Annotated in this window: 20 protein-coding genes and 1 riboswitch; of the genes, 6 read left to right on the forward strand and 14 right to left on the reverse strand. The window is 70.0% G+C overall.

The features are described 5' to 3' along the window. Nucleotides 1-91: 91 nt before the first annotated feature. Entirely contained in the window at nt 92-1,705 is a 1,614-nt protein-coding gene (locus tag BLQ91_RS13905) for a fatty acyl-AMP ligase (RefSeq protein ID WP_090097270.1), read from the reverse strand. 100 nt (nt 1,706-1,805) lie between these two features. On the opposite strand from BLQ91_RS13905, the gene BLQ91_RS43340 reads away from it, so the two are divergent. After that, entirely contained in the window at nt 1,806-3,134 is a 1,329-nt protein-coding gene (locus BLQ91_RS43340) for a DivIVA domain-containing protein (RefSeq protein ID WP_281199438.1), read from the forward strand. Between the two features lie 48 nt (nt 3,135-3,182). Here BLQ91_RS43340 and BLQ91_RS13925 read toward each other — a convergent pair whose 3' ends face one another. The 10 genes from BLQ91_RS13925 to metG all read right to left on the reverse strand — a co-directional run bounded on the left by BLQ91_RS13925 (nt 3,183) and on the right by metG (nt 15,556). After that, nucleotides 3,183-4,952 carry an ABC-F family ATP-binding cassette domain-containing protein gene (locus BLQ91_RS13925; RefSeq protein ID WP_090097271.1) on the reverse strand — a complete coding sequence of 590 codons (1,770 nt, stop codon included), beginning with the start codon at nt 4,950-4,952 and terminating at the stop codon, nt 3,183-3,185. Nucleotides 4,953-4,994: 42 nt separating this feature from the next. Continuing rightward, complete coding sequence (locus BLQ91_RS13930) at nt 4,995-5,984, reverse strand: hypothetical protein (protein WP_143022641.1); 990 nt, start codon at nt 5,982-5,984, stop codon at nt 4,995-4,997. 101 nt (nt 5,985-6,085) lie between these two features. After that, entirely contained in the window at nt 6,086-7,048 is a 963-nt protein-coding gene (locus BLQ91_RS13935) for a 4-(cytidine 5'-diphospho)-2-C-methyl-D-erythritol kinase (RefSeq protein ID WP_090097713.1), read from the reverse strand. A gap of 57 nt (nt 7,049-7,105) precedes the next feature. Continuing rightward, nucleotides 7,106-7,909 (reverse strand): MetQ/NlpA family ABC transporter substrate-binding protein, encoded by an 804-nt coding sequence (locus tag BLQ91_RS13940; RefSeq protein ID WP_090097273.1) that lies wholly within the window; start codon nt 7,907-7,909, stop codon nt 7,106-7,108. Nucleotides 7,910-7,937: 28 nt separating this feature from the next. Further along, nucleotides 7,938-8,621: a methionine ABC transporter permease gene (locus tag BLQ91_RS13945; protein WP_090097274.1), complete on the reverse strand. Its 684-nt coding sequence runs from the start codon at nt 8,619-8,621 to the stop codon at nt 7,938-7,940. Beyond that, on the reverse strand, nt 8,618-9,616 hold the full coding sequence (locus BLQ91_RS13950; RefSeq protein WP_090097275.1) for a methionine ABC transporter ATP-binding protein: 999 nt from the start codon (nt 9,614-9,616) through the stop codon (nt 8,618-8,620). Before BLQ91_RS13950 ends, BLQ91_RS13945 begins: the two co-directional genes overlap by 4 nt. Nucleotides 9,617-9,841: 225 nt before the next feature. After that, nucleotides 9,842-9,935: riboswitch (SAM riboswitch) on the reverse strand. An 88-nt stretch (nt 9,936-10,023) separates the two neighbouring features. Next, nucleotides 10,024-10,845: a 16S rRNA (adenine(1518)-N(6)/adenine(1519)-N(6))-dimethyltransferase RsmA gene (gene rsmA / locus BLQ91_RS13955; RefSeq protein WP_218130286.1), complete on the reverse strand. Its 822-nt coding sequence runs from the start codon at nt 10,843-10,845 to the stop codon at nt 10,024-10,026. A gap of 383 nt (nt 10,846-11,228) precedes the next feature. Further along, entirely contained in the window at nt 11,229-12,638 is a 1,410-nt protein-coding gene (locus tag BLQ91_RS43345; RefSeq protein WP_090097714.1) for a resuscitation-promoting factor, read from the reverse strand. Nucleotides 12,639-12,941: 303 nt separating this feature from the next. Next, nucleotides 12,942-13,736, reverse strand: coding sequence for a TatD family hydrolase (locus tag BLQ91_RS13965; protein ID WP_245733409.1), 795 nt, complete (start codon nt 13,734-13,736; stop codon nt 12,942-12,944). Nucleotides 13,737-13,762: 26 nt separating this feature from the next. Continuing rightward, nucleotides 13,763-15,556 (reverse strand): methionine--tRNA ligase, encoded by a 1,794-nt coding sequence (gene metG / locus BLQ91_RS13970; RefSeq protein ID WP_090097278.1) that lies wholly within the window; start codon nt 15,554-15,556, stop codon nt 13,763-13,765. Nucleotides 15,557-15,610: 54 nt separating this feature from the next. Here metG and BLQ91_RS13975 point away from each other — a divergent pair, with 54 nt between their 5' ends. The 3 genes from BLQ91_RS13975 to BLQ91_RS13985 are packed head-to-tail and all read left to right on the forward strand — an operon-like array spanning nt 15,611 to nt 17,871. Continuing rightward, the gene (locus BLQ91_RS13975; RefSeq protein WP_090097279.1) at nt 15,611-16,162 is read left to right on the forward strand and encodes a PadR family transcriptional regulator; all 552 of its coding nucleotides are present in this window, start codon (nt 15,611-15,613) and stop codon (nt 16,160-16,162) included. 58 nt (nt 16,163-16,220) lie between these two features. After that, nucleotides 16,221-17,153, forward strand: a complete 933-nt coding sequence (locus BLQ91_RS13980; protein WP_090097280.1) for an ATP-binding cassette domain-containing protein — start codon at nt 16,221-16,223, stop codon at nt 17,151-17,153. Between the two features lie 7 nt (nt 17,154-17,160). Next, complete coding sequence (locus BLQ91_RS13985) at nt 17,161-17,871, forward strand: ABC transporter permease (RefSeq protein WP_245733410.1); 711 nt, start codon at nt 17,161-17,163, stop codon at nt 17,869-17,871. Here BLQ91_RS13985 and rsmI read toward each other — a convergent pair. Continuing rightward, a complete protein-coding gene (rsmI, locus tag BLQ91_RS13990) occupies nt 17,863-18,708 on the reverse strand; it encodes a 16S rRNA (cytidine(1402)-2'-O)-methyltransferase (RefSeq protein WP_090097281.1) in 846 nt (281 codons plus the stop codon). The genes BLQ91_RS13985 and rsmI overlap by 9 nt on opposite strands. Nucleotides 18,709-18,732: 24 nt before the next feature. On the opposite strand from rsmI, the gene BLQ91_RS13995 reads away from it, so the two are divergent. Continuing rightward, on the forward strand, nt 18,733-20,271 hold the full coding sequence (locus BLQ91_RS13995; RefSeq protein ID WP_245733411.1) for a dolichyl-phosphate-mannose--protein mannosyltransferase: 1,539 nt from the start codon (nt 18,733-18,735) through the stop codon (nt 20,269-20,271). A gap of 230 nt (nt 20,272-20,501) precedes the next feature. Here BLQ91_RS13995 and BLQ91_RS14000 read toward each other — a convergent pair whose 3' ends face one another. After that, nucleotides 20,502-21,902 (reverse strand): stress response protein, encoded by a 1,401-nt coding sequence (locus BLQ91_RS14000; protein WP_090097282.1) that lies wholly within the window; start codon nt 21,900-21,902, stop codon nt 20,502-20,504. A 100-nt stretch (nt 21,903-22,002) separates the two neighbouring features. Then, on the reverse strand, nt 22,003-23,970 hold the full coding sequence (locus tag BLQ91_RS14005) for a serine/threonine-protein kinase (protein ID WP_245733412.1): 1,968 nt from the start codon (nt 23,968-23,970) through the stop codon (nt 22,003-22,005). A gap of 269 nt (nt 23,971-24,239) precedes the next feature. On the opposite strand from BLQ91_RS14005, the gene BLQ91_RS14010 reads away from it, so the two are divergent. Beyond that, the gene (locus BLQ91_RS14010; RefSeq protein ID WP_090097283.1) at nt 24,240-24,896 is read left to right on the forward strand and encodes a Crp/Fnr family transcriptional regulator; all 657 of its coding nucleotides are present in this window, start codon (nt 24,240-24,242) and stop codon (nt 24,894-24,896) included. Nucleotides 24,897-25,067 lie beyond the last annotated feature (171 nt).

Consider the following 25,067-nt stretch of genomic DNA (forward strand, 5'->3'; position numbering starts at 1 on the left):
GAGCACTACAACACTGAACGCAGTCACTCCGCACTCGACGGGCACCCACCCATCAGCCGCGTTCAGTCACCAACCTCATGACCAAGTACAGCTAGACCAGCCCCGCCGCCGCAGACCTCCGCAGCTTCCCGGACGGCGTCTTCGGCAGCGTCCCCGGCGCCTGCACCACCACCGCGAACGGCCGCAACCCCACGGCGTCCACCACCCGCGCGGTCACCTGCTTCACGAGGTCCTTCTCGGCCTCGGCGTCCCCGGCCAGCTTCGACTCCACCACCACGGCGAACCGCTCGCGCTTGGTCCCGGCGTCCAGCCGCACCGCGACGGCGTTGCCCGCCCGCACGCCCTCCACGGAGCAGGCCGCGCGCTCCACATCGGTCGGGTAGATGTTCCGGCCACCCATGATGATGACGTCCTTGCGGCGCCCGCAGACGACGACCTGGCCGTCCTCCACCAGGTACCCGAGGTCCCCGGTGGACAGCCAGCCCTCGGCGTCCTGAGTGGCCAGTGGGCCGTCCACGGTCAGGTAGCCGGGGGTCACCGCCTCGCCGCGGATCTGCAGCTCGCCGACGTCCCGCACGCCCAGGACGGTTCCGGTGTCCGACACGACCCGCAGTTCCAGGCCGGGCAGCGGCGGGCCGAGCAACGGGAACGCGCGACCGCCCTCGGTGGGCACCGCGCGGTGCGAGGCCTCCAGGGCGTCCGCGTCGACGACGTCCACGGACAGGCCCGTGAACAGGGGCGCGAAGGCCACGCCCAGGGTGGTCTCCGCCATGCCGTAGGCCGCGAGGATCGACTCCGGCCTCAGCCCGAACCTCGCGCCGGCGGTCACGAAGGCCTCGACGGCGGCCGGGTCGATCGGCTCCGCGCCGTTCAGGGCCAGGCGCATCGAGGACAGGTCGAACGAGTCGGACGACGAGGCCAGGCGGCGGGCGACGATGGCGTAGGCGAAGTTCGGGGCGGCGGTGATCGTGCCGCGGTGGCGGGTGATGAGGTCCGCCCACAGCGTCGGGCGGGACAGGAAGTCGACCGGGGTGACCTTCACCAGTTCCAGGCCGAACAGCATCGGCACGGTCAGGAAGCCGACCATCCCCATGTCGTGGAACAGGGGCAGCCACGACACCATGACGTCCGACTCGGGGTCGAGAGCAGCCGCGACGCGCATCCCCTCGGCGTTCGCCATGAGGTTGCGGTGGGTGATGCGAACGGCTTTCGGATCCGCTGTCGATCCGCTCGTCAACTGCAGCAGTGCCGTGGCATCCTCGGGGGTGGGAACAGGAGCGGCGATCGGCTCCGCGTCGAGCTCGGAGAGCAGCCGGTAGGGCACTCCGTGCTGGTCCAGAACGGAAGCCAGGGCGTCGAACGGGCTGCCGAGCAGGACCAGACGCGAGTCGATCATGGCGAGCACCCGCAGCGTGTCCTCGGCCCACTCGGCCAGGTCGGTGCGTGGTGTGGGTTGGTGCAACATCGTGACGCTGCCGCCGCACAGCCATGCGGCCTGCACGGCTGGGGCGATCACGGCTGGTTCGGCGGCGAGCACGGCGACCGCGGTGCCCGGCGCCACGTCGAGCGCACCGGCCATCCGCCGGGCGCGTTCGTGCACCTCGGCCCAGGTCCGGCGAACGGGCGCGGCGGGTTCACCCGTCGTCATGCCCCGGTCCCGGCCGTTGGTGGCCGTCGCCAGCATCACATCCACGAACTGACTCATGTTCGCGATCGTAGTGGCGGCCTTTGGTCCATCAGGACGAAACGTTATGCCAGGCGAAACGCGATACTCCCCAGTACAGGTACGCAGGAGGAGGTCATTGGTGGATCGGGGCGGTCCCGGAGCGCAGCATCGTCTGCCCGCGCATCCGGCTCCTCTGCTCTCGGCGCAGGACGTGGCCCTGGTCGCGTTCCACCGTCCCCCGCGAGGTCAGCGCGGGTACGACGCGGCCGAGGTGGACTCGTTTCTCGACCGGGTCGAGAACACCATGAAGAGCAAGGACATCCTCACGCGCGAAGACGTGCTCAACGTCCGGTTCAGCACGGCGACCCGCGATCCGGGCTACGACGTGAACGAGGTCAACGTCTTCATGGAGCTCGTGGCGGACACGCTGCGGTCCACTCCGCAACGCGTGCAGGCCTCCGCGCCGGCCCAGGGCGCGCACGCCACGTCGCAGGCGATGAGACCGGCCGTCCGGTTGTCCCCGGACGACGTCGCCGCCGTGCGCTTCCACAAGCCCAGACCGGGCACCCGCGGCTACCACGAGGGGCAGATCGACGCGTTCCTCGACCGCATCGAGAACACCCTGCGGGGCAGGGACAACCTGACCGCGCAACAGGTGCAGGACGCCGTGTTCGGGGAGACCGCGCCCGGCACGTTCGGCTACGACTCCGAAGACGTCGACACGTTCCTCGACCTCGTGGTCCTGATGTTCGAGACGGCCCCGCCACCCCAGGCGCCGCCGACGACGCAGCTCCCGCAGCAGCAGCAACGGCCGCAGCAGCGCCGCTCCCAGCCCGATCCGCGTCCGGGACAGCAGCCGCGCTCCCAGCAACGCGCTCAGCAGCCCTCCGCCCCGCGCCCGCCCGCCCAGCAGCCCGCTCTGCAGAAGGCCATCGACGCGCCCGGGCTCACCGCGGCGGACATCCGCAACGTCGCGTTCCACCGCCCTCCGCGCGGCCGCCGCGGCTACCAGGAGTCCCAGGTGGACGCTTTCCTCGACCGCATCGAGGCGACGCTGCTGGGCCAGGACAACCTGACCGGCAAGGACGTCCGCGACGTCCGGTTCTCCCGTCCGCTCATCGGCCGGCGCGGGTACGACGAGACCGAGGTGGACGCGTTCCTCGGCCAGATCGAGCAGCAGCTCTCCGGGCCGGTGCGCAGCATGCCGACGATCAAGTCGTGGAAGGACGTGCGCCAGCTGCGGATCCCGCAGGCGGCCCCCGGCCAGCGCGGCTACCGCACCGCGCAGGTGGACAGGATGCTGGAGGAGATCGGCGTCGCGCTCGACGGCATGCTGGGGGCGACCGCCGACGAGGTCATGAAGGCCCGCTTCAGCTACGCGCTGCTCTCCGGCCAGGGCTACGACACGTCGTTCATCGACGAGCTGCTGCCCCAGCTCGCCGACGAGCTCCGCCGCCGCGGCCGCTAGTGGTGCGGCGCGCCGCCAGTGGTGTGGCGCGCCGCCAGGAATGTGGCCCTAGCCCTCGACGACCTCGGCCGCGACCATCCAGGCCGTCTCCACCTCGGACTGCTCCGCCAGCACCGCGCGGAGCTCCGCGTCGAGCTTGAGCAGCCGGTCGGGGTTCGTGGCGGCCTCGGCCAGGGCGGCGTGCAGCTCGGCTTCCTTCTTGTGCAGCACCTCGAGGCGCCTCTCCAGCCGTGCCAGCTCCTTGCGGGCGGCACGCTGGTCGGCGGCGTTCGAGGGAGCCTTCTCCGCCGCGGGGGCCGCCGCGGACTGCCTGTCGCGCACCGAGTCGCGGCGCTGCAGGTACTCCTCGATGCCGCCGGGCAGGTCGGTCAGCCCGCCGTCGCCGAACAGCGCCACGACCTTGTCGCAGACGCGCTCGACGAGGTACCGGTCGTGCGAGATCACGACGAGCGTGCCGGGCCACGAGTCGAGCAGGTCTTCCAGCTGCTGCAACGTGTCGATGTCGAGGTCGTTGGTCGGCTCGTCGAGCAGCAGCACGTTCGGCTCGGCCATCAGCAGCCGGCACAGCTGCAACCGCCGCCGCTCGCCGCCGGACAGGTCCGACACCGGCGTCCACTGCTTCTGCGACGAGAACCCGAACCGCTCGCCGAGCTGCGACGCCGACATCTCGTACTTGCCGAGCACGACGCGGCGGGCGACCTCCTCGATCGCCTCCAGCACGCGCATCGAGCCGTCGAGGTCGAGCAGCTCCTGCGAGAGGTGCGCGATCTTGACCGTGGCGCCCTGGATCCGCTTGCCCGACTCGGCTTCCCGCTCCCCGGCCAGCAGGCGCAGCAGCGTCGTCTTGCCGGAGCCGTTGACGCCGACGAGGCCGATCCGCTCGCCGGGGCCGATGCGCCACGTCAGGTCGCGCACCAGCACGCGGTCCGGAATGGACAGCGTGACGTCCTCCAGCTCGATCACCGTGCGGCCCAGGCGCTTCTTGGCGAACGCGACCAGCTCGACGGTGTCGCGCACCGGCGGCACGTCCGCGATCAGGGCCTCGGCGGCCTCGATGCGGTAGCGCGGCTTCGAGGTCCGTGCGGGCGCGCCGCGGCGCAGCCACGCGAGTTCCTTGCGCGCCAGGTTCTGCCGCTTCTCCTCCGCGGCGTCCGCGAGCCGCTGCCGCTCGGCGCGCGCGAAGATCCAGTCGGCGTAGCCGCCCTCGTACTGCTCGACCTTGCCCTGCACCACTTCCCACGTGCGGTTGCAGACAATGTCGAGGAACCACCGGTCGTGGGTGACGACGACGAGCGCGCACTTGCGGGCCAGCAGGTGTTCGGCGAGCCAGCGCACGCCTTCGACGTCGAGGTGGTTCGTCGGCTCGTCCAGCACGAGGAGCTCGAGGTCCTGGATCAGCGCGGCGGCCAGCACGACGCGGCGCCGTTCGCCACCGGACATCCTGGAGACCACGGAGTCCAGGCCCAGCGCCGTGATCCCCAGACCATCCAAAATGGACCGCACGCGGGCGTCGGACGCCCACTCGTGCTCCGCGTCGAAGCCGAGCGGGTCGATGACCGCGTTGCGCACGGTCGACCCCTCCGGCAGCTCGGTCCGCTGCGTCACGACCGCCATCCGCAGGTCGCGCGACCGCGACACCCGCCCGTCGTCGGCGGGCTCGACCCCGGCCAGCACCTCGAGCAGCGTCGTCTTGCCGCCGCCGTTCAGGCCGACGACGCCGATCCGCTCGCCCTCGTTGACGCCGAGCGACACGCGGTCGAGCAGCGGCCGGACGCCGAACGACTTCGACACGGACTCCAGGTTGACCAGGTTGGCCATCAAAACCTCACGACTAGTAAGAAACTGCCCGTTGAAGGCTACCTACCAGGGCCAAAGCCCCTGCTCACCAGCCTCGAACAGGGACAACGCCCGTGGTGCGCCCGCCGGGTCGCCGCGGTGGCGGTAGCGGTGCCTCGACACCGACGCCCACTCCGCGTCCTGCTCGCTCAGGTCCCACACGTGCAGTGGCACGTGAACGGGCACCGCGCTGCTCAGCTCCTCGTCCAAGGGCTGCACCTCGGTGACGAGGAGAACCCTGTCGTGCCTCCGGAGGCGCTTGCGCACGACCTCCAGCAGGCGGCGCCGGCGGTCGTGGGGAAGCCCGTACCGCCGGAACCGCACGACCTCGGCCCGGTCGCACCGGCGCACGACCGACTCGACGGTCTCCTCGAACCCGTACCGCTCGACCGCGTGGAGGTCGACCAGCAGGAGCGTGTGGCCGGTGATCCGGGGCAGCGGCGCGGGTGCGGGCGGCCGGGGCACCGGCCTGCACTCCGCGGCCTTCGGGTCGTAGCGGCGGTCGAGGATCGCGCGGAACAGCGCGGACTGGCGTTCGTCGACCGGCTTCGGGTGCACGCGGTTCAGGACGTCGCCGAACCGCAGGCTGATGAAGACGTGGTCGTGGTCGCGCACCGACTCCTCGGTGTAGAGGCGGCGGACGGCGTCGCCGATCCCGCGCTTCAACGGCTTGGGCAGTGCGCGGCCGTGCTTGAAGCTCCAGTAGTTCAGCAACCAGGTGGGGTCGTTGGGTTCCGCGAGCACGGAGTCGACCACCTGGCGGGAGGTGCCGTGCAGGCCGGCGGCCAGGCGGGCCGCGAGGAACTCGGCGGCGCCCGCGTGCGCGGTGTAGGCGAGTCCGGCGTCGTGGCGGGTCCAGCGCAGCAGGGCGGCGGTCCACCCGGGGTCCTCGACCGTGCTGCGGCGGACCAGGCCGGCGTAGTGGTCGAGGCGTTCGGGGTGGAGGTTCGGATGGTTCCCGACCAGGTCCGACACGACCATCCGGAACAGCTCGCGCCGGAGCCGTCTCCCCACATCGCCTCCCCGCGACAGGGCCACGCGCGCCCCGAGAATTCGAGATCGCCCCCGTTTGGAACGGGCGCTTCGCACCGGGGCGCGCGTGGCGCCACAGGATCTTAGGCGTGCACCTCGGGCGGAGTGGGCTTCGGTTCCTCGGTCGTGATCACGCGCGCTCCGGGCACCGGGCCGTGCGCGACGCGCACCGTCCGGCACACCCCCGCGCCGGCGAGCTCGGCGGCCACGCGGACGGCCGTGTCGCCGTCCTCGCAGAGGAACGCGGTGGTGGGGCCGGAGCCGGACACGATGCCGGCCAGCGCGCCCGCGTCGACGCCCGCGCGGAGCGTGCGGCGCAGGTTGGGCCGCAACGAGACGGCGGCGGCCTGCAGGTCGTTGCCGAGCAACAGCGCGAGCTGGCGCGGGTCTCCCGAGGACAGACCCTCCAGCACGGCCTCGACCGGGCCGACGCGCGGCGGATCCCCCTCCGCGCGCAAGCGGTCCAGCTCGTCGAAGACGTCCGGAGTGGACAGTCCACGGCGGTCGAACGCCAGCACCCAGTGGAACTGGTGGCGGCCGAGCACCGGCACGATCCGCTCGCCGCGGCCGGTACCGAGCGCGGTGCCGCCGTAGAGGGCGAACGGGACGTCCGCGCCTAGCTTCCCGGCCAGTTCGGCCAGCTCGTCGCGGCTGATGTCGAGGCGCCACAACGACGACAGGCCCACGAGCGTCGCGGCGGCGTCCGCGCTGCCCCCCGCCATGCCTCCCGCGACCGGGATGGCCTTGCGGATGACCACGCGGACCTTCGGGTCGTCCGGGTCCTTGCCGACGTGCGCGGCGAGCAGCTGGACCGCGCGCCAGGCGAGGTTCGAGGCCCCGGTGGGCACCTGGTCGGCGCCCTCTCCGTGGACCTCGACGCCTGGCTCGTCGGCGACCGCGACCGTGACCTCGTCGACCAGCGACAGCGCCTGGAAGATCGTCACCAGGTCGTGGTAACCGTCCGGGCGCACGTCACCGACGGCCAGGTGCAGGTTGACCTTGGCAGGGACGCGGACCGTGACCGGGGGTGGAACGACTGCGAGCACCACGTCAGCCTACGGGCGTTCTGGGGTCTCGGACTCCTCCCCCGGTCCGCAGCACCGTCAGACCGGGATGACCGAGCCGCTGTAGGTCTGCTTGATGTAGTCCTTGACCTGCTGCGACGCCAGGAGCTCCGCCAGGTCCCTGACGCGCTTGTCGTCCTTGAGCTCGGTCCGCGTCACCAGGCCGTTGGCGTTGGGGTTGCCCTCGGCCTTCTCCAGCGCGAGCGAGTCGGTGGCGGGCTTCAGGCCCGCGTCGATGGCGTAGTTGCCGTTGATGACCGAGGCGTCGGTGTCCTCCAGCGAACGCGGCAGCTGAGCGGCCTCCAGCGGCACGAACTGCAGGTTCTTGGGGTTCTCCGCGATGTCGCGCACGGTCGGCTGGTCGACGGCCTTGAGCTTGATCAGCCCGTTCGCCTCCAGCAGCTTCAGGCCGCGGGCCTCGTTCGTGGCGTCGTTGGCGACGGCGATCTTGGCCCCGTTCTGCAGCTCGTCGAGCTTCTTGGCCTTCTTGGAGTAGAGGCCGAGCGGTTCGACGTGGACCGGCTGGACCCACTCGACCTTCGCGCCGCTCTCCTTGGTGAACGTCTCCAGGTACGGGACGGTCTGGAAGTAGTTGGCGTCGAGCGACCCGTCGACCAGCGCCGTGTTCGGCTGCACGTAGTCGGTGAACTCGACGACCTCGATCTTGAGACCCTTCGACGAGGCGAGGTTGTCGGCCACGTACTTGAGGATCTGGGCGTGCGGGACCGGCGAGACGCCGACCTTCAGCGTGTCCGAGGCGGACGAGCCACCACCGGACGAGCAAGCGGACAAAGCCGCCACACCGGACAAAGCAACTGCGATCAGGGCAGCACGAATGCGCATGACGTTCCTTTTGAGAATTGCTACGGGTCTAGACGGAGGCGTGCCGGCGCCGGTCGGACGCACGGGCGGCACGGGTGAAACCGAGCTGGATCACGGTGGTGAGCACGGCGAGCCACGCCACGGTGCTCCACAGGATCCGGTCGTTGAAGCGCTGGTAGCCCTCGCGGATCGCGAGGTCGCCGAGACCACCGCCTCCGATCACGCCCGCCATCGCCGAGTACCCGATGAGGGCGATCACGGTGACGCCGATGGCGTTGATCAGCGCGGGCATCGACTCGCGGATCAGCACGCTGCGCACGATCTTCAACGTCGAGGCGCCCGTGGTGATCGCGGCCTCGACCACGGTCACGTGCACCTCGGACAGGATGTTCTGCACCAGCCGCCCGACGAAGGGAATCGCTCCCACGGCCAGCGGCACGATGACCGCCGTGCTGCCGATGGAACCGCCGACGATCAGCCTGGTGACCGACGTGAGCGCGACGAGCAGCACGATGAACGGCATCGAGCGACCGAGGTCGGTGACGAAGCTCAGAACCCTGTGCACCGCGGCGTTCGGCCGCAGCCCGCCCTTGGCGGTGAGCTGCAGCCAGACACCCACGGGAACTCCCAGCAGTGTTGCGATGACCGTGGAGACGCCGACCATGTACAGCGTTTCCCCGGTGGCCTCGACGAGGTACGCGACGACGTCGGACCAGGGTGTTGCAGACCTCACGCAGCTACTCCCTGCGGCCCCTTCAGGGACCTCTGCACAGCGCCGCCGGCCTCGCCGATCCACTCGAGAGCGGAGTCGGAACGTTCGCCGTTCAGCCCCAGGCGGAAGCGCGCGACCGGGGTCTCCCCGAGACGCGTCAGGCCACCGCCGACGATGTTGAGCTCGACCCCGAACCGGTGCGCGGCCTCGGGCAGCAGCGCGCCGACTGCGGCGAACCCGACGAGCACGACGTCCGCGACGCGGTCGTAGCTGTTCTCGTTGATCGGGTTCAGGTCGACGGCGGGCAGCAGGGCGCTGCTCGTGCGGCTGACCGGGTTGTTGACCAGGTCGAGCACCTTGCCGTGTTCGACGACGCGGCCCTGCTCCAGCACGGCGACGTCATCGCAGATCTTCCGGACCACACCCATGTCGTGCGTGACGACGAGAACGGTCACACCGAGCTCAGCGCGCGCACGGTCGAGCACCGTCAGCACGGAACCGGTGGTCTCCGGGTCCAGGGCGGACGTGGGCTCGTCGGCGAGGAGCACGGACGGGTTGGCGGCGAGGGCGCGCGCCACGGCGATGCGCTGGCGCTGCCCGCCGGACAGCTGGTCGGGGTACGCGGTGGCCTTGTCGGTCAGCCCGACGAGGTCCAACAGCTCACCGACGCGGGTGCGCCGCTGCGGTCCGGGCACGCCGGCGGACTCGAGCGGAAGCGCGATGTTGCCGGCCGCGGTGCGCTGGCGGAGCAGCGAATCCCCCTGGGGCACAACGCCGATCTGGCGACGGGCGGCACGCAGCGCCGACCCGTCGAGGCTCGTGATGTCGGTGCCGTCGACGCGGATCGCCCCGGAGTCGGGACGCTCCAGCAGCGCGACGCAGCGGGCGAGCGTCGACTTGCCGGCACCACTGGGGCCGACGACGCCGAGCACGGTGCCGGCCTCGACGTCGAGGGTCACGCCGTTGAGGGCGTTGACACCCTGGAAGGACTTGGTGAGGTTTTCGACAGTGATCACTTCTGCTCCACGGCTGCGCGCGACGGCACCTCGTCCGCTGGTGTTCGCGGACGTGCGCGGTCGAAGTTTGCTGCTCAGGTGTGTGCGCCACTCCGCGATCGAGTGCGCGTCAGAGGACTTTGAGAAGGCGCCCTAGACGAGGTGGCGACGACATGCAGAAGCGGTGCGACGGCACTGGTCGACGACTCGACGGCGCGTCAGCATTCGCACGGTACCCATGGTGCTCCTCCATCGGTCCTGGCGTTAGCACCTGCCCGCATCCAGCGGGTGGTTGCTGCGACGTCGTAGAGCCAGGTCTCTCAGTCGCTCCGGATGGCAAGTAGCAGTCAACCGGACGGACGTTCGGTTGCGCAAGCCAGAATCCGATTCGTTCGACAGATCACACTGTTGGCCGAAGGATCCCCGGCCTACACCTCGGCGATCCGGATGAAGTCGATCACCGTCAGCTGCTCGCCCCGGAGCTGCGGGTCGACGCCGGCCTTCGCCAGCACTTCGTCGACGTTCGCGGTGTGCCCCCGGAGGGCAGCGCGGAGGGTTTTGCGCCGTTGTGCGAACGCGGCGTCGACGACCGCGAAGAGCTTCTTGCGGTCCACAGTGGACAACGGCTTTTCGTGGCGCTGGAACCACACCAGCCCGGAGTCGACGTTGGGCGCGGGCCAGAACACGTTCTTGCCGATCGCGCCGGCCTTCTTCGCCTCGGCGTACCAGGCGAGCTTCACGCTGGGGACGCCGTAGATCTTGCTCCCGGGCTTCGCGGCCATGCGGTCGGCCACCTCGGCCTGGACCATGACCAAACCCTTGCGGAGGCTCGGGAGCTCGGCCAGGAGGTGGAGGACCACCGGGACCGCGATGTTGTACGGGAGGTTGGCGACGATCGCGGTGGGCTGCACCGGCAGGTCCTCCTGGGTGACCTTCATGGCGTCCTTGAGGACGACGTGCAGCTTGCCCGCGTTCTCCGGGTCCATCTCCGCGACGGTCTGGGGAAGCCTCCGCGCCAGGGGCGGGTCGATCTCCACCGCGACGACCTGACTGGCGCTGGGGAGCAGAGCGAGGGTGAGGCTGCCCAGGCCCGGACCGACCTCGAGGACGACGTCGTCCTCGGTCAGACCGGCCGCCGCGACGATCTTGCGGACCGTGTTGGGGTCGTGCACGAAGTTCTGGCCCAGCTTCTTGGTCGGGCGGATGTCCAGTTCGGCGGCTAGACGGCGGACTTCGGCGGGTCCCAGCAGGCTCACCCGGGCATTCTCTCAGGCTCCCGGCGCGGGGCTTGGTCACCCCTTGCCGGGGCCGAGTGGGAGGTTGCTCCACGGGGACGGCTTGGCGCGATGTCACCTCGAGGCCGTCGCGCTCGGCGGAAGGCTGACTCGCCTTCGTCTTCGCCCCGCTGCCCGCCTGCCCCGCTGCCCCCGCCGTTCCACCGCCCCGGAACTGTCAGACCCGCCGAGTACGTTGGGCCGCGGGGGACACCGAATTCGAGGGGACCCTTGCGCGAGCCTGCCGCGCCAAGCCCTTCGCACCGCCTACCCCGCACCGGCACGGTGGGCGGAACCGCGAAGGCCGCCCTGGCGGACCAGGACGGCCTTCGTGCGGGGGACGGGGAGGCGACGCGGGTCTACGGCAGGCCGAGCTTGGCGCGGCAGCCCGGCCACGCCGAGTACGTGCCGCCGCGGCCGTCGCGGAGCTTGGTGGCGATGGCGATCTGCTGTTCGCGCGTCGCCTGGTGCGGGTAGGCGGCGAAGGCCGCGCCGCCGTAGGCGTCCCAGGTGCTCTTGTTGAACTGCAGGCCGCCGTAGTAGCCGTTGCCGGTGTTGATGGCCCAGTTGCCGCCCGCTTCGCACTTGGCGAGGCGGTCCCAGACTTCGCCGCCGGGGAGGGGCTTGGTGCCCACGACGATCTTCTTGGGCTTCGGCTCCTTGGTGACCTTGCTGCCCAGCTTCTCGCGGTTGATCTCCTTGCCGTTCTTCACGGTCACGCGGTACTGGGAGATCTGCTCGCCGGCGGCGCCGGGTTCGACGACCTTCTGCTCGCCCGCGTTCATGTTCGGGTCGTTGGTCTTCTCGACCGGCGCGGCGACCGGCTCGGTCACGTTGACGACCGTGACGCCGGTGCGGGAGATGTAGACCTCGGCGCCGGTGGCGAGCTTCACGTCGGCGCCGGACGAGACGGCGTCCTCGGGGCCGAGGGAGAGGTTCTCGGACTTCAGCAGCTCGTCGACGGTGAGGGCGGTGGTCTTGACCTCGCGGACCGGGTTCGCGCCGTCGAACAGCTTGATGGTCTTGCTGGTCTTGACCTCGAGGCTCATGCCCTCGAGCGGCACGTCCTGCGAGCCGGGCGCGGACATCCACGCGCCTTCGAGGTTCACGCCGAGCTGCTTGGCGGCTTCCTCGACGGTGACGGAGCGGACCCAGTCCTCGCGGGCCTGGCCGTCGACGCTCGTCTTGAGCAGGCGGCCGCGGTCGAGGCTGATCTTGCCGCCGTCGGAGATCGGGGCGTTCAGCGACGGGGACAGGGCGTCGTGCTCACCGACGACGATGCCTTCCTCCGCCAGGACCTCGCCGACCGTGCCCTCGTAGGAGTGGACGGTCTGCAGGGCGCCGTCGACCTCGACGGTCAGCGACTTGTCCATCGCCATGGCGGTCACGCCGCCGCCGGAGATCGACACGAGGACCGCGGCGACCGCGCCCTTGAGGAAGCGGCGCTTCCAGTTCGTGGCGGCCTTGACGAGCAGCTGCGGGTCGCTCTTCTCCTCTTCCTCCGACGGGAGGACGAGGGGCGGCATGATCGTCGTCTCGGCGTTGATGAGACGGATCAGCTCGTCGACGTCGACGTTGGCCGAGGCGAGCAGGTCGTCCGCGTCCGGGCCGAGCACCTCGAGCACGTCCGCGGGCGTGATGGTCAGCGCACCGGCGGGAAAGCTCGGGTGGGGGTCGACGACGCCGACCGCGGTGCTCCCGACCGGCGTGAACCAGTCGGTGTCCTCGTCGAAGTCGTAAGGAGCGGCAGTTCTGTCGCTACCGGACATCAGGGTCGATACCTCCATTGCGGAAGCTGTGAGGCCACCGCACAGTTGGCGTTGACAAGATCATTCGAGTTGGACCTCGAAGGTTCCCGGCAACTCCTCCTACGTGGTCTCGCTGCTTGTCGCTTCTGGCTTCCGTCCCGCCCCGACTGCGGGCGTGCTCCGAACCGACAACGTCGATCCAGGTGGCACGGTCACGGGACAGTAACGGGGCAAAGCACGTTGCGCAAACACTCCTACCGATGTTGTGATCTCAGTCACCCGTTGAGGTAGGAACCCTGTACTCCGTTCGCACTAAGTCACTTTTCAGTGGTCGAGCCCGAACACTCGTTGAGCAGTACGGGTGACTGCGGAGCAGAGTTCAGAAAGATCTTCGCCACGGAGGGTGGCGAGATCCCGAATTGTGTAATTCACACAATAGGGTTCGTTCGGACGGCCCCGGTACGGATGGGGCGTCAGGAACGGCGCGTCCGTCTCGACCAGCAGCTGGTCCCGCGGCACCAGCACCGCCGCTTCCCGCAGTGCGCGGGCGTTCCTGAACGTCACCGGGCCCGCGAACGACAGCACGTACCCCGCGTCGACGCACCGCCGGGCGAAGTCCGCGTCGCCGGAGAAGCAGTGGAAGACCACAGTGGACGGTGCACCCTCGGCGTCGAGGATCTTGAGGATGTCCTCGTGCGCGTCCCGGTCGTGGATCATCAACGGCTTCCCGACGCGCTTGGAAAGGTCGATGTGCCAACGGAAGGCCTCGTGCTGGGCGGCCGGCGGCGAGTAGTCCCAGTAGTAGTCGAGACCGGTCTCGCCGATCGCCACCACGCGCGGCAGGACGGCCAGTCGTTCCAGTTCCGCCTTCTCCGCGTCGCCGAACGACGAGGTGCGCGTCGGGTGCACGGCCACCGCCGCGTAGACCCGCGGGTCCCAAGTGGACGCTTCGGCGGCCCAGGAGGCGGCGGCCAGGTCGTCCGCCACGGTGATCACGTGCGAGACGCCGGCGGCGTTCGCGCGGTCGAGCAGCACCGCCACGTCCTCCGGTGAGGTGGCGCCGCACGCGTCGAGGTGAGTGTGGGCGTCGATCACCGGTGCCGGAAGGGTTTCCGGCACCGGCGGTCGTTCCCTCCGGTCCGCCACTAGCCGGTCACGATCGGAGCCCACTCGGGCCCGACCTCGCCCAGCTTCGCGTCGAGCTTCGCGAACAGCGGCGACGGCTTCTGCAGCGGGCGGCCGACCTCGATCGGCGTGGACTCCCACTTGGCCTGCTCGCCGGCGTAGTCACCGGTCAGCACCGGGTACGAGCGCTCAGGGACGTCCAGGTCGGCGACCTCGGTCATCTGCGGCTGTGCGGCCCACACGCCCGTGCCGCCCAACGCCTCGTGCACCTTCTGCGCCGAGTGCGGCAGGAACGGCGTCATGAGCGTGTTCGCGTCCTGGACCACCTGAAGCGCCGTGTGCAGCACCGAGTCGCGGCGTTCCGGATCGTCCTTGAGCTTCCACGGCTCCTGGTCGGACAGGTACTTGTTCGCCAGCGAGATCACGCGCATGGCCTCGCCGGAGGCTTGCTTGAACCGGGAGCGGCGCAGGTGCGCGCCGACCGTGTCGAACGCCGCCTTGGACTGCGCGAGCAGCTCGTGGTCGGCGGGCGTCAGGGCCGTGGCCTTCGGGATGGCGCCGACGTTCTTGTGCGCCATGGAGACCGAGCGGTTGACCAGGTTGCCCCACTCGTTCGCCAGCTCGTAGTTCGTCCGGCGGACGAACTCCTCCCAGGTGAAGTCGGTGTCCTGGTTCTCGGGACCCGCGACGGAGATGAAGTACCGCAGCGCGTCCGGCCCGAACTCCTTCAAGAAGTCGCCGACGTAGATCACGGTGCCACGCGAGGTGGAGAACTTCGAGCCGCTCATCGTCAGGTACTCCGACGACACGACCTCGGTCGGCAGGTTCAGCGTGCCGAACCGGCCGGGCTCGCCGCCCTTGTCCCCCGCGCCGTTCTGCCCGAGCAGCAGCGAAGGCCAGATCAGCGAGTGGAAGACGATGTTGTCCTTGCCCATGAAGTAGTAGCCCTGGGCGTCACCGGTCCAGAACTCCTTCCAGGCGTCGTCGTTCCCGGAACGGCGGGCCCACTCCACCGAGGCGCTCAGGTACCCGATGACCGCGTCGAACCACACGTAGAACCGCTTCATCGGCTGGTCGCTCCACCCGTCGAGCGGGATCGGCACACCCCAGTCGAGGTCGCGGGTGATGGCGCGCGGCCGCAGGTCGGAGATCAGGTTCTGCGAGAACTTGAGCACGTTCGGGCGCCACTCGGTGCGCGTGGACATCCACGAGCCGAGCGAGTCGATGAACGAGGGCAGGTCCAGGAACAGGTGCTCGGTCTCGATGAACTTCGGGACCTCGCCGTTGATCCGCGAGCGCGGGTTCTTCAGGTCGACCGGGTCGAGCTGGTTGCCGCAGTTGTCGCACTGGTCGCCGCGCGCGCCGTCGTAGCCGCAGATCGGGCAGGTGCCCTCGATGTAGCGGTCGGGCAGCGTGCGGCCGGTCGACGGGCTGATGGCGCCCATCTCCGTCTTGGGGACGACGTAGCCGTTCTTCCACAGCGCGGAGAACAGGTCCTGCACGACCTGGTAGTGGTTGCCGGTGGTCGTGCGGGTGAAGAGGTCGTAGGACAGGCCGAGGCCCTGGAGGTCGGAGGCGATGACGCGGTTGTACTTGTCGGCGAGCTCGCGGGCGGTGAGCCCTTCCTTCTCGGCCTGCACCTGGATGGGTGTGCCGTGCTCGTCCGTGCCGCTGACCATGAGCACCCGGTGTCCGGACATTCGCATGTAGCGGGAGAAGACGTCGGACGGGACACCGAAACCGGAGACGTGACCGATGTGCCTGGGGCCGTTGGCGTAAGGCCAGGCCACCGCGGTCAGTACGGAGGCACTCATGCACATAGCCTACGGAGGCGGTGCCAGCCGCTTTTCACTGCATGGGAGGTCGGTTTGTCCGCGACCAGGATGCTGGTGCTCGGCGTGGTGAAGCTCGTCGGCGAGGCGCACGGTTACGTGGTGCGGCGCGAGCTGAAGTCGTGGTCCGCGGACAGCTGGGCGAACGTGCAGCCGGGCTCGATCTACCACGCGCTGAAAGCGCTGGCCAGGGACGGACTGCTGGAACCGGTCGGCACCGAGTCCGGTGAGGGCCCCGCCCGCACGACCTACCGGATCACCGAGTCCGGCGAACACGAGCTGCGGGACCTGCTCACCCACGCGCTGGCGGACCCGGCCGCGGGCAACGACGAGGTGTCCGCGGCCGTGGCGATGCTCAACCTGCTCCCCCGCTCGCAGGCCGTCGTGCTGCTGAAGAACCGGCTGGCGGGTCTCGAAGGCCAGCTCACGCCCACCCGGCACGGCATCGGGGCGATGCCGGAGATGGGCAAGCCCGCGCACGTCAGCGAGCTCTTCCGGCTCTGGCTCGTCCACCTCGAAGGCCAGGTGCGCTGGACCCGGGAGCTGATCGAACGCCTGGAAGCCGGAGCGTACGAGCTGTCGGACTAGTCAAACTTGATTAGTTCTCGCTAGCCTCTAGTAAAAGTTGACTAGAGGGGATTCAGGCATGATCAAGGCACGCGGCCTCGCGCGCCGCTTCACCACGAGGACCGGTCCGGTGGACGCGGTCCGCGGGGTGGACATCGATGTCGCCGAGGGTGAACTGGTGGGGTTCCTCGGCCCGAACGGCGCCGGCAAGTCCACGACGCTGCGCATGCTCACCACGTTGCTGCGCCCCACCGCGGGCGAGGCGGTCATCGCCGGGCACGACCTGCTGACCGACCCGGCCGGGGTGCGCCGCAACATCGGCTACGTCGGCCAGAAGAACGGCGCCGGCCAGGATCAGGGGGTCGCCGACGAACTGGAGTTCCAGGCCCGCTTCTACGGCCTGTCCCGGCACGACGCCCGGAGGAAGGTCGCCGACCTGCTCGAGCGGTTCGACCTCCGGGGCCTGGAGAAGCGCGGCGTCGTCACGCTGTCGGGCGGCCAGCAGCGCCGGCTCGACATCGCGATGGGCGTGCTGCACGACCCGCGGCTGCTGTTCCTCGACGAGCCGTCCACGGCGCTCGACCCGCAGAGCCGCCGCAACCTGTGGGACCACGTCAAGCAGCTCAAGGCCGACGGCGTCACGGTCTTCCTGACCACGCACTACCTCGACGAGGCCGACTTCCTCAGCGACCGGCTGCTCGTCATCGACCACGGCTCGATCGTGGCCGAGGGCTCACCGGACGAGCTCAAGCACCGCGTCTCCGGCGACCTGGTCGTGCTCGGCACGCCGCAGGCCTCGATCGTCGCCTCGAAGTTCCAGAACGCCGTCGTCGAGGGCGAGCAGGTCAGCTTCCGCATCCCGAACGGCGACCGCGCGTTGCCCGGCCTCCTGCGCGACCTCGACGACATCGGCGTCGAGCTGCACTCGGTGCAGGTGCACCGGCCGACGCTCGACGACGTGTTCCTGACCATGACCGGCCGTTCCCTGCGGGAGGAAGCCCGTGCTGCCTAGGAATGTCGTGGGTGACACCTGGCTCGTGTTCTCCCGCGTGATGCTGCCGGTGCTGCGCAACCCCGTCGCCGTCGTGTTCGGGATCGCCCAGCCGTTGCTCTACCTCGGGCTCTTCGGGCCGCTGCTGGGCGACAGCGGCTGGCAGTGGTTCGTGCCGGGACTGCTGGTGCAGATGGTGTTGTTCGGCACGGCCTACGCGGGCTTCTCGCTGCTGCCGGAGGTCCGCACGGGCGTGATGGAACGGCTGCGGGTCACCCCGGTCAGCCGGGTCGCGCTGCTCGTCGGCCGGGTCGGCAAGGACGTGGTGCTGCTGGTCGTGCAGAGCCTGCTGATCGTCCTCGCCGCGATGCTCTTCGGGTTCCGCGCGACGGCCGGGCAGGTGCTGCTCGGGCTGGGGCTGGTGGCGTTGCTCGGCATCGCCATCGGCTCGGTGTCGTACGCGATCGCGTTGAAGGTGAAGCTGGAGTACGTCTTCGCGTCGGTGCTGTCCGCGTCGATCGTGCCGTTGATGCTGCTCTCCGGCGTGCTGCTGCCGATGTCGAACGGCCCGCGGTGGCTCTACTGGTTGTCGCGGATCAACCCGCTGGCGCACGTGGTCGACGCCGAGCGGTCGATCTTCGACGCCGGCTCGGCGCTGCTCGGGCTGATCTCGGTCGCGGTGCTCGTGCTGGTCGGCGTGTTCTACGGCGTCCGCACGTTCAACGAGGAGTCAGCTTGACCTGACCGCCGCGTCGTAGAGGGTCTTCTTGCTGATCCCGGCCGCCTCCGCGACCTCGGCGGCGGCCGACTTCATCCGCTCCCCGTCCGCGACGCGCTGCTTCACCTCGGCGACGAGCGCGTCGAGGTCGGGCTTCTCCTGCGCGGGCGCGGGACCGAGCACGACGGTGATCTCGCCGCGTGCGCCTTCCACGGCCCACTCGGCGAGCTCGCCCAGCGTGCCGCGGACGACCTCCTCGTACTTCTTCGTGAGCTCACGGCACACGGCGGCGCGGCGGTCGGGACCGAGCACCTCGACGGCGTCCCGGAGGGTGTCCGCGAGCCGGTGGGGGGCCTCGAAGAAGACGACGGTGCGCTGCTCGGTGGCCAGCGGGGCGAACCAGCGCCTGCGCTCGCCGGACTTGCGCGGCGGGAAGCCGTCGAACGCGAACCGGTCGCTCGGCAGGCCGGACAGGGCGAGCGCCGTCGTCACCGCGGACGGCCCCGGCAGGCACGTGACCGTGATGTCCTGCTCGACGCACGCGGCGACGAGCCGGTAGCCGGGATCGGAAACCGACGGCATCCCGGCGTCCGTCACGAGCAGCACCGTCTGGCCGCCGTGCAGCGACTCGATCAGCCCCGGAAGGCGCCCGACCTCGTTCTGGTCGTAGAAGCTGATCACCCGCCCGGACGGCTTGACCTGCAGCGCGGCGGCGAGGCTGTGCAGCCTGCGGGTGTCCTCGGCGGCGATCACGTCGGCGGTCTCGAGGGCCTCGACCAGACGTGCGGAAGCGTCGCGGATGTCCCCGAGTGGGGTAGCTGCCAGGACCAGACGGCCTGAACCGGATACAGGACTCACAGGCTTCACCCTACGATCGGCGACGTGACAGTCCTCGTGCAGCCAGGAGAGGCGCCCGTCGTCGTCGAGGAGCCGCGCACGGATCGTGCGGCCGCACTCGACCCGCCTCCGTCCGGAGACCGGATGCGCGGGTGGCTCATGACGGCCGTCGTGACGCTGATCGGTGCCGTCGTGCGCTTCTGGAACGTCGGCTACCCGACGGACAAGGGCACGCCGATCTTCGACGAGAAGCACTACGTGCCGCAGACGGCACAGGTGCTGCGCAACGGCGGCTACGAGGACAACCCGGGCTACGAGCTGATCGTGCACCCGCCGCTGTCGAAGCAGCTGATGGCGATCGGCCAGGAGCTCTTCGGCTACGACGGCCTCGGCTGGCGGTTCGCCTCCGCGCTCGCCGGTGCGATCACGATCCTGCTGATCGTCCGCATCGCGCGCCGCCTGACCCGCTCCGACCTGCTCGGCGCTCTGGCGGGCGTCCTGCTCATCGCGGACGGCGTCTCGCACGTCCAGTCGCGGATGGGCATGCTCGACATCTTCCTGGCGCTGTTCGTCGTGGCCGCGTTCGGTTGTCTGGTGGTCGACCGCGAACAGGTGCGGGCGCGGCTGGCCGTCGCCGTGCGCGAGGGCTTCGTCACCAACTCGGCGTTCGGACCGTGGATCGGCTTCCGCTGGTGGCGCTTCGGCGCGGGCGTGTGCCTCGGTCTGGCGTGCGGCATCAAGTGGTCGGGCATCTGGTACATCGCGGCCTTCGGCCTGCTGACGGTCGTCTGGAGCGCGCTGGCGCGCCGGGCCGCCGGCGTCGAGGAGCCGTGGCGGGGCGCCCTGGTCAAGGACGTGCTGCCGTCGCTCGGCGGCCTGGTCGCGATCCCGGTGCTCGTCTACGTCACGACGTGGTTCCCGTGGATGGCCAGCGAGACCGGCATCGACCGGCACGTGGTCGGCAGCAAGGTCCAGGACGTCGGCTACATCCCGGACGTCCTGCAGTCGCTCTGGTACAACGCGAAGAACGTCTACAAGTTCCACGTCGAGCTGGTCACCTCGGAGACCAACAGGCACCCGTGGGAGTCCAAGCCGTGGACGTGGCCGATGGGCCTGCGTCCGATGCTCTACTACTACGACAACACCGTCACCGGCTGCGGCGCGGCGTCGTGCCTCGGCGCGATCATGCTGATCGGCACGCCCGCCATGTGGTGGCTCGCGTTCCCGGTGATCGGCTGGGCGATCTACCGCACCGTCGGCCGGATGGACTGGCGCTACGCCGGCGTCCTGGTCGGCTACGCGGCGGGCCTGCTGCCGTGGTTCCTCAACCTCGACCGGCAGATGTACTTCTTCTACGTCACGCCGATGGCGCCGTTCCTCGTGCTGCTGATCGTGCTCGCGCTGGGCGAGGTCCTCGGCCGTTCGTCCGCGGGCGCCGAACGCCGCGGCACGGGCCTGCTGGCCGTGGCGCTGTACGTCGGCATCGTCGTGGCGAACTTCGTGTGGCTGTGGCCGATCCTGAACGGCAACCCGATCACGCCGGAGATGTGGCAGCAGCAGCTGTGGCTGCCCAGCTGGCGCTGATCCCCCGGTCAGGTCGCCCTCGCGCCAAGTGCCGTCGAGGTGTTCTTGCTGCAGCGCAAGCGGATTCGGCCATCCGGCCGAGGTGAGTGGTGAGGCGATCGGCGGAAATCGCCTCACCACTCCTCGCTGGGCATCCCGTGAGATGCCGGGGCTCTTCCGGGTGGACCACGGCTTAGGTCGTTGAGCGGTGAACCACCGTTACGGGCCGGTCCCACGTTCACCCGGTTCGCCTAGGCCCCTTGCGGAACGGGCGGCGTCACGTCGGCGGGGGCTTCCCGCGCCGGCACCAGCTCGGGCCCGTCCTGCGACGAGGGAGCCGTCGACACGAGCGCCACCGGAACGTCGGCGGGCGGCACGAACGCGGCCTCCGCCCTGATCTTCGGCGGCGTGGCGGACCACGGCTTCAGGTTCTGCACGACCTCCTCGTAGAACGCCGAGACCGCGTTCAGCACGGAGTCGATGAACGAGTTGCGCCCGGTGCCCCGCTTCGTCCCCATCGGCGCGGAGATCTCCACTCGGAACCCGCGGATCTCCTTCTGCGGGTCGGCGATCAGCAGCGCGGGGTTCGCCCGGACGGTCCCGAGCAGTTCCGACGCACCCGCGCCCCTGCCGTGCGCGACGAACGCCTCCAGGCGGACGGAGTCGGGCGCGTTCTTCAACTGCCGGAGCAGCCAGTTGACCCGCGTCGCGGGGCGTCCCTCCCTGGGCCCGTCCACGTCCACACCGCAGATCACCCTGCCCGCTCTCAGATCCGCGGTGACGTGGAGCGTCCCGACGGTGTCGGGGATGCGCACACCCCCGGACAGCCTGCCGTCGCCGACGAGCTGCGCGACCTGCCGGGAGAGGCGGACCTGCGGCTCGGCGAGCTCCTTGCGGGACAGGGCGGGCGTGACGTCGGTGCCGAGCCGCCGGCCGAGCTGAAGCCCGGCGAAGCGCAGCAGCGCCTCGAACCGGAGCACGACGTCGGGTGCGATCTTGTCGGTCGACCGCAGCGTGCGAGCCTCCACCGCGTCCCGCACCGGCACCCACGACGACCCCATGTCCTCGAACGCCATCGCGCCCGACCGGGGGTGTTCGAGGTACCGGATCAGCTCACCGAGGACCCACGCCTGCTCGGGGTCGGCCACCCCGCGGTGTTCCTTCTGCACCACGGCTTCGCAGAGCACCTCGCTCCACGACCAGTGGTGCAACGCGACCTTCTTGAGCTTCCTGCGGTCCACGGCGGCCGGGTGCTGACCCGGCATGGGCGAGATCTCGTTCGAGATCGTGATGACGGCGTCGAAGCCGAACCTCGCCGCGATGTCGAGGTAGTTCTCGAGCTGCTCCACCTGGAGCTCGTTGGAGCCGGTCTTCACCTCGACCAGCGCGGTCCACGACCGCTGCCCGCGCGTGACCCGGATCAGGCCGTCCGGGATGAGCTTGCGCCCGTCGAGCTCGAACGGGACCTCGATGAACGTCTGCACCGCGGCAGCGGGAGCACCCAGCGGCTGGGTCAGCGCACGCCCGAACTCGCGCACCGCCGACATGACCGCCAGCAACGCCGACGTCGCCCGCCGCTCCTGCTCTTCGGCACCGTTGATGCCCGAGGTCGGGATCAGGCGTGCGGCGTGCCAGCTCTCTTCAGCGGTCATCGGGTTCCCCTCGCACGGCGGCGTTGCGGTCAGGAGGCAACGCTGTCGTCGTCAACCCTTTGACGACCGTTAGCCACCGCGCGAGGCTTCACCCGTTCGCCTACATCGGCATGTGCTTCGTGGGAGGCGGTCCCGGCTTGGTGATCATCTTCGTCACCGGGCCCTCCTTGCTCATCCCCTGCTGGTCGAGGAACTGCGCGAGCTGGCCCCGCACCTGCGCGAGCGTCGGACGGCGGTTCGGTTCCGGGTCCATCGCCGCGAGGAGCAGGCGGGCGTGCGCGCTGTTCTGCGGCAGCTTGGTGATCGGCTCGCCCTGGGCCGCGGCCATCAGCGACGAGATCGGGTTCTCCCGCGAACCGCGCGGCGGGTGACCCGTCAGGGCGTAGGAGACCGTCGCGGCCAGCTGCCAGGAGTCCGAGGCCGGCGAGGCCGTCTCGCCACGCGCCGTTTCCGGGGCGAGGAAGTCCGGGGTGCCGACCATCATGCCCGTGGCCGTGAGGGTGCTGTCGCCCTTGGAGCGGGCGATGCCGAAGTCGATCAGGTGCGCCGTGCCCTGGCCGTCGACGATCACGTTGGACGGCTTCACGTCGCGGTGCAGCACGCCCCGGTCGTGGGCCGCCGCCAGCGCGTCGGCCATGTTCAGCCAGAGGCGGGCGGCGAGCTTGTCGTCGATCAGGCCGTTCTTCAGGACCGTCTCGGACAGCGAGGCGCCCTCGATGTACTCCATGACCAGGGCGAGGCCGTCCGGGTCCTGGACGATGTCGAACACGCGCACGCAGTTCGGGTGGCGGACCGCGGCGAGCGCGCGGGCCTCGCGGAGCATGCGCGCCTCGGTCTCGTTGTCCGGGGCGTGCGCGAGCTTCACCGCGACCGTGCGGTCGAGCTGCTCGTCGACTGCCAGCCAGACCGTGCCGAAGCCGCCGGAGCCGAGCTGGCGAACGCGGCGGAAGCGGCCGTTGCCGGGGTTCCAGACCTTGCCCGACTTCTGCACCGGAGCGGGCGACTCGGCGTTGGCCGCACCCGGCCCGAACGGCAGCGGTCCCGGCGTGTCCGCGAGCACCGCCGGGTTCGACGGCTGCGGCGGTCCCGGCTGCGGCAGCACCTCGGCGACGCGGGTCGGCGGGTACTGCCTGGGCGGCTGGTTCTGGGGCTGGGGCTGCGGGTGCGTCACGGGACGCATCGGCCGGTTCATCGGCGCCGGCTGGTACTTCGGCACGTTCGCCGGCTGGTACGGCGGCGGCTTCTGCGACGAGGTGTGCGGCGGCTGGTGCTGCGCGGCCGTGATCGGCTTCGTCGGCGCCTTCTTCTGCGGCTGCCCCTGCGGGAGCTGGGGCTGCGGCGTGCGCGCCACCGGCTGCGGTGGCGGCGAGCTCTGCGGGTTCCGGTCCTGCGACCGGTCGCGGCCGGGGCGGTTCAGCATGGCGGTAGTCAACCCGAAAATCCGCACGACGATTGACCCGATTACCGCAATCGGCAGAAACCCGAGGAGTACGTGCCCGACCAGCGTCACGGGGAACGCAGACGTCGTCACGAGCAGTACCAGGAACATCGGCCAGAAGACCCGGCGCGGCCAGTTCGGCCCGAGCCGGAACGCCGACCCCGACTGCAGCATGACGAACAGCAGGCACAGCAGCGCCAGCACGACGGTGATGCAGGCGGCGACCAGGAACACGGGCTCCGCCAGCGGCTGCCGCACCACACCGATGATCGACGGCGCCCCGTCCACCAGGTAGCTGCCCTGCGAGAACGTCCCGAAGCAGGTGGCCTCGTCCAGCGACGCGGACCCCTCGATGGTGCGCCCGCCCAGCCCCTGCACGGTCCCGCGCATGACGAGCCACGGCAGCACCAGGCAGCTGGCGACGCCGAGCACGGTGAAGACCGCACCCGTCAGCGGACCGTAGGAGTTGCCCACGACCCGGCGCACCGCGATGGACAGCAGCGCCCCGATCGTCGGGAACAAGCCGAGAACCGCGCCGAGCGCCGTCGTGGTCCACACCCAGTCACCGGGGCAGACACTCGCGCCCACGAAGCCGTGCAGCCACGTGAGCAAGGACTCCGCGAGCCCCACGACGTACACCACCCCTTCCGAGATCACCCCCAGCCTAGGCGCCCTGTCAGCCTACGGTGCGTGATCGGTCTGCGGTTGACGCCACAGCAACCCTTTCCCCGCTCACCGCGTTGTACCTCCGTCCCAATCGGCTCTGCCAGGCTCTGAACCCATGAGGATCCCTGTCCTGTCGTCCACTGGAACGCATTCGTACGGCGTCTCGTTGACTTCACCGATGATGTCGCTCCGCACCCGTCCGACATCGCGCAGGCAGGCTGGGGTGCACACCAATGGATGATTCCCCGGCTGACCTCGGGCGCGCCGCCTTGCGCGCGGGCAGAAGACCCCGCCCGTTCCGCCGCGGCGAACACCTGATCACGGCCGGCACACGGAGCGACGAGGTACTGCTGCTCGAATCGGGGCTGGTCAAGGTGGTACTGCCGGCCGTCGGTGGCCGAGAGCCGATAACCGGCCTCTACGGTGCGGGCACGCTGCTCGGTGAGATCGGCGTGACAAGTGGCGGCCCTCGCAGCGCACACGTGATCGTCCTGATTGCGGGAGCGGCGTGGCACGTCGCCAGCAGCCACTTCCTCGCGTTGGCGGACGACGCCGGTGTCCGGCGACTCCTCGAGGAGACGTGGCGCACCCGGCAGCGCAAGGCGGACGAGAACCAGCTGCGGCAGACGTGCACCGGAGCGGCACGGGTGGCGATGTGCCTGCTGACGTGGGCGCGCGAGTTCGGCATCGAGACCGGTTCCGGCCTCGAACTGCACGGCGTGAGCCAGCAGGACCTTGCCCACGCCGTCGCGATGTCAGTCAAGTCCATCGAACCGTTCCTCCACACGCTGCGCGGTCGCGGCCTCCTGCGGACCAGCCGGTTGTGCTTCCTGCTGCCGTCCCCGGAACGTCTTGGCCGATTCATTGCCTACGCGGATGGCATGAACTGACCACTTCTTGCCCCTGATTTCCGGGTGAGCGGCTGTTCGCGAACCGTCAGACTCGCTGTCCTGGCGAAATGGAGGCGGCGAGTGAACCAGGTTCCACAACATCGCGCGTTGCTCGGCGTTGACGTCATCGGCTCGGCGCAGCTGCCCGGCTACCTGATGAACGCCATTCCC

The organism is Lentzea jiangxiensis, assembly GCF_900104175.1.
GTDB lineage: Bacteria > Actinomycetota > Actinomycetes > Mycobacteriales > Pseudonocardiaceae > Lentzea > Lentzea jiangxiensis.

Excerpts from the sequence above, each read along its gene's own strand:
- BLQ91_RS14000 (WP_090097282.1), bottom strand. The coding sequence starts at position 21,902 with ATGACCGCTGAAGAGAGCTGGCACGCCGCACGCCTGATCCCGACCTCG.
- BLQ91_RS13980 (WP_090097280.1), top strand. The coding sequence starts at position 16,221 with ATGATCAAGGCACGCGGCCTCGCGCGCCGCTTCACCACGAGGACCGGT.
- BLQ91_RS13940 (WP_090097273.1), bottom strand. The coding sequence starts at position 7,909 with ATGCGCATTCGTGCTGCCCTGATCGCAGTTGCTTTGTCCGGTGTGGCG.
- BLQ91_RS13905 (WP_090097270.1), bottom strand. The coding sequence starts at position 1,705 with ATGAGTCAGTTCGTGGATGTGATGCTGGCGACGGCCACCAACGGCCGG.
- BLQ91_RS13925 (WP_090097271.1), bottom strand. The coding sequence starts at position 4,952 with ATGGCCAACCTGGTCAACCTGGAGTCCGTGTCGAAGTCGTTCGGCGTC.
- BLQ91_RS14010 (WP_090097283.1), top strand. The coding sequence starts at position 24,240 with ATGGATGATTCCCCGGCTGACCTCGGGCGCGCCGCCTTGCGCGCGGGC.
- BLQ91_RS43345 (WP_090097714.1), bottom strand. The coding sequence starts at position 12,638 with ATGTCCGGTAGCGACAGAACTGCCGCTCCTTACGACTTCGACGAGGAC.
- metG (WP_090097278.1), bottom strand. The coding sequence starts at position 15,556 with ATGAGTGCCTCCGTACTGACCGCGGTGGCCTGGCCTTACGCCAACGGC.